Source organism: Pontiella sulfatireligans (assembly GCF_900890705.1).
GTDB lineage: Bacteria > Verrucomicrobiota > Kiritimatiellia > Kiritimatiellales > Pontiellaceae > Pontiella > Pontiella sulfatireligans.
Genome location: NZ_CAAHFH010000002.1, coordinates 1,565,061 through 1,578,140, shown reverse-complemented (window position 1 = coordinate 1,578,140; position 13,080 = coordinate 1,565,061). Strand labels below are relative to the sequence as shown.

At 55.5% G+C, this 13,080-nt stretch carries 8 protein-coding genes; 6 read left to right on the top strand and 2 right to left on the bottom strand.

The window, feature by feature from the left end; translation table 11 throughout:
* Positions 1–10: 10 nt before the first annotated feature.
* The 6 genes from SCARR_RS19670 to SCARR_RS19645 all read left to right on the top strand — a co-directional run bounded on the left by SCARR_RS19670 (position 11) and on the right by SCARR_RS19645 (position 8,671).
* The gene (locus tag SCARR_RS19670; RefSeq protein ID WP_168433456.1) at positions 11–1,477 is read left to right on the top strand and encodes a sodium:solute symporter family transporter; all 1,467 of its coding nucleotides are present in this window, start codon (positions 11–13) and stop codon (positions 1,475–1,477) included.
* 31 nt (positions 1,478–1,508) lie between these two features.
* Entirely contained in the window at positions 1,509–2,504 is a 996-nt protein-coding gene (locus SCARR_RS19665; RefSeq protein WP_136063355.1) for a uroporphyrinogen decarboxylase family protein, read from the top strand.
* Positions 2,505–2,650: 146 nt separating this feature from the next.
* On the top strand, positions 2,651–5,734 hold the full coding sequence (locus SCARR_RS19660; RefSeq protein ID WP_136063354.1) for an alpha-mannosidase: 3,084 nt from the start codon (positions 2,651–2,653) through the stop codon (positions 5,732–5,734).
* Entirely contained in the window at positions 5,731–7,278 is a 1,548-nt protein-coding gene (locus SCARR_RS19655; protein WP_136063353.1) for a sulfatase/phosphatase domain-containing protein, read from the top strand. Before SCARR_RS19660 ends, SCARR_RS19655 begins: the two co-directional genes overlap by 4 nt.
* A 48-nt stretch (positions 7,279–7,326) precedes the next feature.
* Positions 7,327–8,163, top strand: a complete 837-nt coding sequence (locus SCARR_RS19650) for a heparin lyase I family protein (RefSeq protein ID WP_168433455.1) — start codon at positions 7,327–7,329, stop codon at positions 8,161–8,163.
* Complete coding sequence (locus tag SCARR_RS19645) at positions 8,144–8,671, top strand: RICIN domain-containing protein (RefSeq protein WP_168433454.1); 528 nt, start codon at positions 8,144–8,146, stop codon at positions 8,669–8,671. The genes SCARR_RS19650 and SCARR_RS19645 overlap by 20 nt, the downstream gene beginning before the upstream one ends.
* Before the next feature lie 88 nt (positions 8,672–8,759).
* On the opposite strand, the gene SCARR_RS19640 is transcribed toward SCARR_RS19645, so the two are convergent.
* A complete protein-coding gene (locus SCARR_RS19640; protein ID WP_168433453.1) occupies positions 8,760–11,516 on the bottom strand; it encodes an alpha-mannosidase in 2,757 nt (918 codons plus the stop codon).
* Between the two features lie 13 nt (positions 11,517–11,529).
* Entirely contained in the window at positions 11,530–13,017 is a 1,488-nt protein-coding gene (locus SCARR_RS19635; protein ID WP_168433452.1) for a sulfatase-like hydrolase/transferase, read from the bottom strand.
* Between the last annotated feature and the right edge of the window lie 63 nt (positions 13,018–13,080).

Genomic DNA, 13,080 nt, shown 5'->3' with positions numbered 1-13,080 from the left:
CGGGCGTACCATGATCCTCTTGATGGGGCTGGTCGCCATGATTAAGGTGAGCGAAGCGGTCTTTGACTATCCAGAAACATTCTCGTTGCTCGGGGTGACCATCCATTCAAACCTGGCCATTATGATTTTTGCCGTCGTCTTTGCCCTGATCTATTCTTCGGCCTCCGGGCTGTGGGGGGTTGTGGCCACAGACTTTCTCGAATTTATCATTGCGCTGATCTGCTCGGTGATCCTGACCATCCTGGTCCTGAAAGAATGCGGGTGGGGCGATGGTCTGGCGGAACAGCTCTCTTCGCGTACCACGGCGGCGGGGCGTTCGTTTTTCTCGATGGTGCCCAAGGTCGGCCTGCCGCTTTTGCTCTGGGTTTTCTTTACCCCGTGGTCCGGCGGTTCGCAAATCTGCACCAACATGCGGTTCCTCGGAGCCAAGGATGAGAAAGAGGCCATCCTTTCGGGTGTTTGGCAGACCTTCAATAACTTTATCCTGCGCAGCTGGCCGTGGTGGATTGCGGGGCTCGCGTCTGTGGTGCTGCTCTCCGGTATCGAGGATTCAGAAATGGCCTATCCGCAGCTTATCCGCACCTATATGCCTGTCGGACTGCGCGGTCTGATGATTGCCGGATTCATGAGTGCATTCCTGTCAACCATCGATACCTGCTTCCATGAAACATCCTCCACCTTTCTCAATGACCTTTATCGCCCCTACATTAAACCGGATGCTTCGGAGCGTCATTATCTCTGGGCGGCGCGTTTCTGCATTGTGGTGGTCGCCGCGCTCGGTGTGCTGATGGCCTCCAAATTCAACGATCTGATGGCGCTGTTCATGTTCGGCATGAAAATCGGCGGCATGCATGGAATCATTGCAGTCTTCCGCTGGTTCTGGGGGCGCCTCAACGGCTGGGCTGACTTTGTCGGAAACGTGGTATCCGTTCCGTTCGGCATCATGATTCATTTTGATGCTTCCATTGCTCAATGGCTCGGTTTTGAACGCGGGCCCACCGACTTTCTGATCGATCTGGTAGGCGAAAAAATTCTCGGTGCAGATGCGAACGACGGCCGCTGGGCTATTCAGTATCTTATAGGGGTGCTGCTGATGACCGTTCTGGTGATCGTGATCTCCTACATCACGCCCAAGGACGATCCGGATGTGGTCGACAACTTTTACCGCCGCATCCGGCCCTACGGTCTCTGGAAAGAGGTGTCCGAACGCACCGGCGTGAAGAGCGCCGACAGCTTTATCCGCGACGTCCTGCTGACCTGGCTGGCCATTGCCTATACGGCGATCGGGATCGCCGCCGTCGGACTGCTTTTCTTCCAGAAATGGGGCTGGGGCATTCTGGCCGTCGTGGTTTCAGCCGCGCTCTGTGTATGGTTTGTCAAATGTATCAATCACATCTACGCCAATGACGAAGCCATTCTGGAGCTGTCCAGAATGGAGCACGGCCAGCAGCGCCACGCCGGGGTGCCTGACCGGTAAAGAGATTCATATTTTGAAAGGAACCAACAGAATGACCTCGAGAGAGCTTGTTACCGCAACGTTGAACTTTGAACACACCGGGCGGATTCCGCGCCAGACCTGGCTTCTGCCGTGGGCTGAACTGAACTTTCCCGGGAAACCGGAAGAAATTCTCAGTGACTTTCCCTGCGACCTGGTCTGCGCACCGGACCTGCTGGCGGGCCCCGCACCGGAAACCGAGGGCGATGCCCACCGGATCGGCACCTTTATCGATGAATGGAACTGCATTTTTGAAAACAAAGCGGACGGGATCATCGGTGAAGTAAAACAGCCGATTGTTGAAGACTGGAGCGATACCTCCCGCGTTCATATTCCACGTGAACTGCTGGCCATTGATACCGAACAGATCAATGCGTTCTGTCACCGCGAGGAACGTTTTGTTCTCAGACCGATTGTCGCCCGCCCGTTTGAGCGGCTGCAGTTTATCCGCGGCACTGAAAACCTGCTGATCGATCTGGCGCTCGAGGAAGACGGGCTGCATGAATTCATTCGCGAAATGCATGCGTTCCATATTGAGCTGACCGAAGCGTGGGCCCAAACGGATGTGGATGCGATCTTTATCATGGATGACTGGGGTACGCAGAACAACCTGTTGATTAATCCGGACATGTGGCGGGAGTTTTTTAAACCGCTCTACAAAGCGTACATCGATATGGCTCATGCCCACGGCAAAAAAGTGTTCATGCACTCCGACGGCAACATTCTCAGTATCTATCCCGATCTGATTGAAATCGGCCTCGATGCCATCAACTCGCAAATCTGGTGCATGGGACTCGACAACCTCGCTCCCTTCGCCGGGCAAATCACGTTCTGGGGCGAAATGGACCGCCAGCACGCGCTGGCCACCGGCACGCCCGATGATGTAGTTGCCAAATCAGAAGAGATGAAGGCAAAGCTCTATGCCGACGGTGGACTGATTACCCAGTGCGAATTCGGCCCCGGTGCCCACCCGGCCAACGTTCGCGCCTATCTCGAAGCGATGCGCTGAATTGCGTGAAACCGAGTGGGAGGAAGCAGGTTGATACCTAGTTTAAGCGGTTGAATTGATGAATGGGCCATGTTGTTTGACAGGTCAAAGCTGGGAAGCATAGCTTGAAGTCACACCCCGGATTATGGGGGTTAAAGAAGGAATTTATGTTTAGCGGAAAACAAGATACATACGAAACTCTTTCCATCACCCGAATCGGGCAGTTTCTGGAGCGGTTGGGCGAAATGCGCATTAAGGCGGAAATACCTTTGTGTGCAGAGATCTGGAACTGTGGCGATCCGGTGCCGTTCAAGGACCGGGAATCCGGTTCCTACGCTCCGGTTGCAGAGGGCACGGTGTGGGGCGCCACTTGGCAGAGTGCATGGTTTAAACTCATCGCCGAGGTTCCGTCCGGCTGGGCGGGGGAAGAGGTTTTCCTGTGGCTGGACATCGATTCCGAAGGGCTGGTGTTCGATTCCTCCGGCAGGCCGCTCAGCGGCATCACCAACGGCAGCGTCATGACGCCCAACCGCTATTCCCGCGATCTGGTTTCATGGCTGCCGAAGGCGAAAGGCGGAGAGCCGGTCGAGGCGTGGCTGGAGGGGGCCTGCAACGGGATCATGGGATTATGGCCATCGCGCGAAGAGTGCGAACGCACCGATGACAGCCGTTTCAGCTCCCACACGGGAACCGTCAAAAAGCTGCGTATGGCGATCCTCGATCCGGAGTGCATTGCACTTTGGCACGATATGACCATGTTGCTGGATTTGATGCAGGTGCTTCCTGCGGAAACTTTGCGGCGTGTACGCATCCTCAAGGCACTGGGGCAGGCCATTGATGCTTTCGGTGATGGGCATAAACACGTTGCTTTGGCGCGTGAAATATTGAAGCCGCTGATGGAATCCCCCGCTAACGCCAGCGCGTTGAGCATCTGCGGTGTGGGGCATGCGCATATTGATACGGCCTGGCTTTGGCCGGTGCGCGAAAGCATCCGCAAGGCCGCACGTACGTTTTCGAGCCAGCTGCGGCTCATCGAACGCTATCCCGACTATGTCTTTGGCGCCAGCCAACCGCAGCACTACCAGTTTGTGAAAGACCATTATCCGGAGCTTTACGAAGAGATCCGGCAGGCCGTTGCATCCGGTTCGTGGGAGTTGCAGGGTGCGATGTGGGTGGAGGCCGACTGCAATCTGATCAGCGGCGAATCGATGGTTCGCCAGTTTGTGCACGGCAAAAACTTTTTCATGGACGAGTTTGGCGTCGATGTGAAAAACCTGTGGATTCCCGATGTGTTCGGCTATTCCGCCAGCATGCCGCAGATCATGAAACGCGCAGGGGTGGACTATTTTCTGACGCAGAAAATTTCATGGAACCAGTTCAACCGTTTTCCCTATACCACGTTCCGATGGAGGGGGATTGACGGAACCGAAATCCTGACCCATTTTCCGCCGGAAGACACCTACAACAGCGACGTACTGCCCGGAGGCATGGTGAAGATTGAGCACAACTTCAAGGAGAAGGATGTGCTCGGCGAAGCCATGTGTCTGTTTGGCATGGGCGATGGCGGCGGTGGTCCGCGCGAGGATGCCCTTGAGCGCGGCCGGCGCATGGCCAGCCTTGAAGGGGCGCCGAAATTCAGGTTCGGCCGTGCGGATGAATATTTTGAACGCATCGCCCCTCACACGGCCGAACTCCCGCTGTGGCAGGGGGAGCTCTATCTGGAACTGCACCGCGGAACGCTGACCACGCAGTCGAGAACCAAGCGAAATAACCGGATGCTGGAAATACGGCTGCGGTTGGTGGAATATGTCTGGAGTCTGCTGCCCGCCGGTGATTATCCCCGCGCCGAGCTCGACCGTCTTTGGAAAATCCTGTTGATCAATCAGTTTCACGACATCATTCCCGGCTCATCCATTCATTGCGTATATCAAACCACCGAAGCCGAGCATGCCGAGGCGCTCGCGGCGTGTGATTCTCTGATTGGTGATGCCGAACAACGACTGTGTAAAAGCAATGACGATGTCATTACGCTGGTCAATACGACCGCTTATCCCTATGCCCGGCCCGTTAAACTTCCTGCAGATTGGAAAGGTGCAAAACCGGTTCCCGGAGAACCGCTTCCCGTTCAATGCGAGCAGGACGGTTCCTATGTGCTGGTTCATCTCGAACCGCAGGATGTAGCAGTGCTTGAACGGTGCGATGTGGAGATGCAGTCTCTGGAAAGTTCGCTCGTGCTGGAAAATGATCTCGTTCGCTACGAGTTCAACGAACAGGGCCGTCTGATTTCGGGATTCGATAAAGCGTGTAACCGCGAAATCCTAGCCGGTGAGGGCAATGTGCTTACGATCTATGAAGATCGTCCCGCCAACTGGGATGCGTGGGATATCGATTTTTATTATCAGGATCAGGTTCTTGAACACCCGGAAAGCTCCGGAGTTGAATTTGGAGTGAAGGGCATCGTACGCCAGTCGCTTGCCTTTTCATATGTCACCGGGAATTCGACCATGCGCCAGCGTGTTGTGCTGGCGACCGACAGCAAGCGGCTCGATTTTGAGACTGAGGTGGACTGGCATGAAAAACACCGCATGCTTCGTGTGGCTTTTCCGGTCAATGTCGTCACCGATAAGGCGACGTTCGACATTCAGTATGGTTCGGTGGAACGCCCGACCCACACCAATACCAGCTGGGATGCCGCCCGCTTTGAGGTCTGTGCGCACAAATATGCCGATCTTTCCGACCAGCGCTGGGGTGTGGCACTTATGAATGATTGTAAGTATGGCATGAAAGTGCGCGGCAACGTGCTTGATCTCAACCTGCTGCGTTCGCCTACGAGTCCGGATCCCGATGCCGATCAGGGTCGGCATGGTTTCACCTACAGCCTGCTGCCGCATGACGGGCGGGTACAGGAATCGGATGTCCGCAGCCAGTCCACGCAGCTAAACGTGCCGCCTGTCCGGTTCGACGGCCGTTTCCAATCATTGGAACTGCCGGTTACGCTGGAGTCTGAAACGGTTGAAATCGGTTCGTTGAAGCGGGGTGAAAAGGATGATTGCCGAATTCTGCGTCTCGCTGAGACCGCAGGTATGGGCGATGCCGTCAAACTGCAGCTGGCTGACGGGCTGCATCTGGTCGAAACCAATCTGCTGGAATGGACGGAGGAGGGGGAGCGGGGCAGCGGCTCCGTGAGTCTGGACTTCAAGCCGTTTGAAATTCGAACCTTTAAGCTGGTTGAATCAAAGGAACTGTCATGAATCGACGAAGTTTTCTTGCCACCTCTGCCGTAGCCGCCGCACTTCCAGCCCTTGGAAAAAGTGCGAAGCGTCCTAACATTCTTTGGATTTACTGTGATGATCATTCGCACAACGCGATCAGTGCCTACGGTGAGTCGCACATTACCCGGATTGCTAAAACCCCGAACATCGACCGAATTGCGCAGAAAGGAACGGTGTTTCAAAACAGCTTTGTCACAAATTCTATCTGCGGGCCGTGCCGAGCGGTGATACTGACGGGTAAGCACAGTCATATCAACGGATTCAAGGCCAATGGCAATCGGTTCAACGGAGATCAGCAGACCTTTCCGAAGCTGTTGCAGAAGGCGGGCTATGAAACCGTGGTGATCGGCAAGTGGCATCTGAAGTCGGAGCCGCAGGGGTTCAATAACTGGGAAATTCTGCCGGGACAGGGTCACTACTATAATCCGGACTTTATTACGGAGAAGGGCACGCATCAGGAAACCGGTTACGTGACTGATCTTATTACCGATAAAGGGCTCGATTGGATTAAAAACGAACGGGATCCGGATAAACCGTTTATGATGATGCTTCAGCACAAAGCACCTCACCGCGAATGGTCGCCTCCCGCGAACAAGCTTTCGCTTTACGATGATGTGGATTTCCCGGAACCGCCGACATTGTTTGACGACTACGAAGGGCGCGGCAGCCCTGCCCATACGCAGGACATGATGATTAAAAGTTCGATGGATCTGACCGATCTTAAGCTGCACGATTCAACGCCGCCGAATGATGATCCTGAGTCGCGTGAATGCAAGCGCTGGAAAGAGATTTATATGCGCACGAATCCCGGGCAGCGCAACGCGTGGGATGCGGCATACCAACCGAAGAACAAGGCGTTCCGTGAAGCGAACCCAGACGGCCGAGATCTGATTCGCTGGAAATATCAGCGGTATGTGAAGGATTACATGCGCTGTATCTCTTCGGTGGATGACAATGTGGGCCGTGTACTGGACTTTCTGGAAGAGAGTGGTCTGGCTGAAAATACCGTAGTCATGTATTCGTCCGACCAATCGTTCTATCTCGGAGAGCATGGCTGGTTCGATAAGCGCTTCATGTATGAAGAATCGGTTCGGACACCGCTGCTGGGGTATTGGCCGGGGCAGACGCCGGCCGGATCGAACTCAGAGGCCATGGTCCAGAACCTGGATATGGCTCAGACGTTCCTGGATATTGCAGGGGTTCCCGAGCCCGGCGATATGCAGGGGCAAAGTCTTGTGCCGCTGCTGAAGGGGGAATCCCCGAAAAAATGGCGCACATCGATCTACTATCAGTACCATCAGATTGCAAAGTCGATCCACCATGTACAGCCGCACTACGGGGTGCGAACCGATCGGTATAAGCTGATCCATTTTAATGATGTGGACGAGTGGGAACTCTATGATCTTGAAAAGGATCCACACGAACTGAAGAGCGAATACGCCAACCCGGAATATGCGAAAACGGTGCGAAAAATGAAAGCGGAGCTGAAACGGCTGCGCAGGGAATACAGGGTGGAGGCGTAGCGTATCAGTTGAAAAGATCTAATGTCGGTTCGGAGATCTCCGAACTGAGTGAAAGAACAACCCAAAAGTACGGAGGATGCAAAAACGAAAGTAACGTTCAGACCTGAAACATTGGTACTGCTTGTCGCTCTCAGTGCGGGGCCCATGGCCTTTGCCGGAGTCACTCAATCCATGGATGCGGAACTGGCCGCGCTGGATGACTGGCGTTGGGATATCTACGAACCGACCAAGGTAAAGGATCTGATCGACAACGGAAAAATATATGAGAACCAGATCCATGGCGGAGCTTGGTGGCCGTGGATCGATTCCATGACCTATCGGCAGGGTTCTCATTGTATGGGTTTTCGCGTCTTTCCCAACTCAACCGGGAAAGAGCGCACTGAATACTGGTTTCAAGGTTCCAGGCCGCTGGCGGAAAATACCTACGGCATTACCCATGCAGATCGCATTACATGGGGAACCATGCAGTATACCGGATTCAGCTTTATGGTCCCGACCTCTTACGAAACCGGACATGTCACCTGCATTACCCAGTTTTATCAAGGGACCACCGTGGATGTTCCAGCCCATGTCACCTTGGCCAACGGCAGCTATCCATACAGCGGTCAATTGCGCTGTGCCATTAAGGCTTCCGGTAATGCCGTTGCTGAATTTACCGTGACCAAAGGCATTTGGTACGACATCGTCCTTCAATACAAATTCAACCAGAACAGCGACGCATTTATGGAGGCGTGGTACAAAAAAGCCAGTGATGATTCCTACACGAATCCGTCCCGCTTTAATGGACAGATCGGTTACGTTGGCGATGGAAGTATCGGCCTGCAGCATAAGTTCGGGATCTACCGCCCGTCCTATCCTTCCTCGTATGATCCAGGTATTCATTGATGAAGTACGCAACGGCACCACCTTCGCGGATGTGGATCCCGCTTACGTCAACCCGGATGAATACTACTACCTGAAGAGTGCGGTCACTCCGCACGTGCTCTTCGCGATGTGGGGGTCCAACAGTGCCTGGGACAACGGGGATGATATCGGAATTTACACCTCAAAAACGTGGAGTAGCCAGAAATGGAAATTTGCGCGCGCCGCCACCGATGGGCATTACCGCATTGTCCACAAAGCGGATGGACGAGTGCTGCACGCATTCTGGGGTAACAACTACAGCTGGGACGACTATGACAATGTCGTTCTCTATGAAAACAATACTTCATGGAAGTGCCAGGAATGGGAGTTGGTCGATGCCGGCGGCGGAAAATATAAAATTAAAAACCGCGATAACGGCAAGTTGCTGACGGTCGGCTGGGGCAGCAACTCGCAGTACGACGATTCAGATTCCGTATTGGTTGTTGATGACTACGGATGGAACAGTCAGCTCTGGAGCTTTAATAATTGATTGTTTATCCCCGAGGCAGTCCCGGTCGATTTTTCATCGGAGTCTTTCGGGGCCGCCTCTTTTTTACTCTTCGAGTGACTGTTTGAGGTTAATCCGCCAGCAGTTTAACCGATAAAATTTTCTTGGCCGGAACGGACAGTTCCAAGGTTTGGAAACTTCCAAGCGCTTCGACTTCCGATTCATCCATGCCGACTCTGGTACAGGTGGTTTCTTTGCCGAGCTGGAGGGTGGCGGTTTGCTCTTCTTTGGAGGTATTGAAGAGGCGGACGATGATGCCGTTGGCATCTTCGGCGGGTTTAATCGCAGAGATCCTGATTCCCTTGCCTTTGAGTGCAATGAAACTCTGCTCCAGCGGGAGGCTGCCTTTTCCGCGCCCGATCTGCATGGCGCGAACCGGTGTGTTCCAGATGCTGGAAACGGTTGCGAGATCAGCGGCCTGCCAGTTGCCGGCGTGCGGGCAGAGGGCGTATTCAAACGTCTGGACGCCGGGACACTGGACGCCTTCATCGGGCAGTTCGGTCATCTTTTCTTCGGAGACGGCCAACTTGATGCGGCAGGCGCGCAATAGGGTCAGCGCGAGTGTGTGCTGGGGATCGTCGATGGCTTCATATTCAAACAATCCTTTCGGCAAAACAGCAAGGCCGTTGGTGCCGTCGGAAACATCGGCGAAGGTTTGCAACGGCTGCATGCCGTAGGCGCGTTCGACCCAGCCGCGCGAGTCGGGCAGGGGGATCGGGCGTTCCAGCACATCAAAGTGCGCGTCGGAAACGGAGATGCCGGTGTCGAGGCCGGTTGCGCTGCAGGCGCGCAGCCAGTGGTCTTTGGCGGTGTTGTCGAGCGTCAGTTTAACCTGCAGCAGCGGTGAGCCGGCCTGCAGGGTGTAGTCCATTCTCACCGGAATGGTTGCGAGGGTACAGGAGCGGCTGTTGCCGTCTGCATAGTCCTGCGGTACTTCGAAATCGTATTCCGCGCGAATGGTTGAACTGACGGGCCCGCTCTCGATGATGCTGATGCGGGCATGGCAGCCTAGCGAGTTGAAGACGGCGTCGAAGGTTGGCGGAACATGCTTCCATGCGTTTCCGGTTTCGCCCTGGTCGCGCAGATAGTTGGCTTGCGGGTAGCTCTTGCCGGTGGCCTTGCAGGTGAGATCCACGGTGCCGTTGCCGTTGACAACCGCCTTGATGGCTTCGTTCTCCAGCGTATCGGGGCCGGTGGCAAGCGAGTCGTTCAGCCGCAGTTCTTCCTGCTGCGGGTTGATTGGGTAGACGCGATAGCCGAGCGCCGGCAGCTTAGTGAGTTTGGCGTGGAATTTGACGCGGTTGGATTCGAGGATGCGCGGCACCTCCCAGATGCTGTCGACGAATGAGCTGGACGCTTCGTGCGAGATGGGCTGGGTGGCGATGCCTTCGCCAAGCGAGGCGTGCGCGGCTTGGTTTTTACGCGGGATTTCGAGATCGACCGCGACAATGGCGTCGCGCTCGATCGGCAGCGGGTTGAACACGGCCAGCTGCATCACGTCGGCGGGCTGGCCGGCGGGATCGAGGTTTTTGGTGATGTGTGCAATGGCGTCTTCGGTGACAATGTCGGCAATGTCGTTGACCTTGCGATAGCGGTATTCCATGTCTTTGCAGACTTCGTCGGGGGCACAGCCGCCGTTGGCATCGTGGGTGTGCGAGGCGAGCAGGTAGCGCCAGCCGCGGTCGAGGTAGGTCGAGGGCGCGGCTGAACCGCAGGCCATCGAAAGCGCGGCGAGCGGTTCGGCCCGGCAGACCAGCTTTTCGGTGGCGGCAAAATCGAGTTGCTTAAGGTAGGTGCGTGCGCTGACAGTGCCGGGGAAGAGGAAGGTCCACTTTCCTTCTTTGAGGTAGGAGCGGCGCTCGCCTTTGAGCACCGGCATCGTTGAACGGTCGAGTTCCTTTTCGGCTTCGGCCCAGAAGTCTTCGAGGGTTCCGTGGCTGATTTCGTATGTACCTTTAAAGAGCTCCTGCGCATCCTTGATAACCTTTGATTCGTTTGGAACGGCTACGGAGATGTCGTGCCCGTGCATGGCAAGGAAGGTGGAGGTGGTGAAGTGCGGGCCTTCCTCTTCAACCATGCGTTCAACGGCTTCTTTGAGCGGTGCCGGGTTGTAGAGGTCGGCGGGGTCGTGCAGGTCGAAGGTGAGGTCTTCGCCGGCGAGGCCGTCGGCCGGGCGCATCGGCGCTTCGTCGAATTCGCCCCACTGGTAATCTTTTTCAAAATTGCGGCCGGTGGTAACGGGGCGGTGCACCTGATAGTACCAGTTGTAGCGGCAGTAGAGTGCAAAGCGCGAGGCGGTCACCTGCGTGCCGTCGGGAGCTTCCCAGATCCATTCCGCGTCGCATTCGTGGTGGGAGACACCGCGGTAGAACATCATGTATTTCAGGCCGAAGTCGGCGAAGATCTGTGGTAGCTGACCCGCCTGTCCCCACGACGACGGGGTGTAGGCGACGGTGCCGCATTTCCCTCCATAGCTTTCGACGGTCTTTCGGCCATACATCAGGTTGCGCACCAGCGCCTCTTGGCCGATGGAAAATTCTTCCGGCAGGGTGTAGTAGGGTCCGACAATCAGGCGGCCGTTCGCGATGAACTTTTCAATCTGTTTCCGGCGCTCCGGACGGATTTCGAGATAGTCGTCGAGCATGATGGAATGACCATCCATGGTGAACGATTTATACTCGGGATCGTTTTCGAGAATATCGAGCGTGGTATCCATCATGGTCAGCAGCCGGTGTCTCGTTTTTTCGAATGATCGGCGGAATTCGCGATCCCAGTGGGTGTTGGATACAACAATAATTTTTTTAATGTGGCTGGCGTCGGGTTTCACTCGGTTCTCCGGCTTAGTTGAGGGCGATGCCCTGATTGAGCAAAAGGCGTTTGAACTGTCCGGCAAGGTGGTCGCCGTTGTTGTTCAGCCATTCAAAGAGTTTGGTGCGGCCTTCCATAAGGAGGTCGGCTGATTGTTCTTCGCCGGCGAGGTTGCACATTTCGTGCGGATCGTTTTCGAGATTGTAGAGCTCTTCGAGATCGCCTCCATTGAAGACATATTTAAATTGGCTCCATCGGATGGCCCGCTGGCTGACGAGCAGGTGCTGGATGCCGGAACCTTCTGTGACGGCGCAGTCCGGCCAGTCTGCGGTCATTTCACCGCGCAACAGCGGCAGAAGCGAGCGTCCGTGCCGGTCGTTGGGGGCAGGGTCGCCTGCGGTGTCCAGGATGGTGGCATAGAGATCGGTCAGGTTGGCAAAGCGGTTTTCGCGTTCGCCGGTGCGGCCGTTCGGATCGCGGATGATAAGCGGGATGGCGTTGGTGGTTTCATAGTTGTGGATTGATTTGTTCTGCGTTCCGGCATGCGTGCCGCCGGCATCGCCGTGGTCGGCGGAAAAGATAATCAGCGTATCATCCATCAGGCCCTTCTTTTCCAGGTGCTGGAAAACCCGGCCGATTTCGTGGTCGAGATAGTTGATGTAGGCGTGGTAGTAGCGCAACTCTTCCTGCCAATGCGTCCATGGCCTGGTGTCGCGCATGGCGTTGTGGATGGTCGGTTTGCTGGTTTGGTCTTCTTCGAAGCTCGGCCATGGCTGATACACTTTATTCCGGTAGGGCTCAAGGAAGCGTGTCGGAACATAGTAGGGCTCGTGCGGGCCCCAATAGTTGAGCATCATGAAGAACGGTTTTCCTTGTGTGGAAACGTCATCCACCAACTCGATCGTGCGGTTGGTGAGAAAATGATCGACCGTGGCTTCATCGCCGGAGGTGACTTCAAAACGATTGTGGCCCATGTCGATGGCCTTAAGTTCAAGGCCCTGTTTTTTCAAGTATTCTTTGTATTGGGGATAGCTGTGCCCGCCTCCGCCATGGCCGGGGAAGTCGTCGCCGACAAAGCCGACTGTGGAGGGCAGGGAAGTGACGCCCTTGTAGGCTTCGGGGAGTTCGACTGAGTCGCGGTTGCTATCGAAACCGGGATCGCTGTCGGGATATTGATCCCGTGTCGGTTTGCCGTAGCCCAGGTGCCACTTGCCGGTGAAGGCGGGGGTGACACCTGCCGTGTAAAGTCGTCGGCTGAGCAGTTTCGGGGAGTCGGCCAGTTCGTGGATCATGCAGCCGTGCATGAAAATGTTGGTCTGCATCCCGTGCTTGAAGGGGTAGAGGCCGGTGTGGATGGATGCGCGTGCCGGTGAGCAGACTGCACAGGTGGTATAGGCGTTGTCGAACACGACTCCTTCACGTGCAAGCCGATCCAGATTCGGGGTGTCGGTGTCCGTGTTTCCATAGCATGACAGGGTGTCGCGTCGATGCTGGTCGGTCAGAATAAATAGAACGTTCATGTGCGGGGCCCTTTTTTTGCTTATTTCAAAGCATGGAATATGGGGTATCTTCCATGCTTCGTC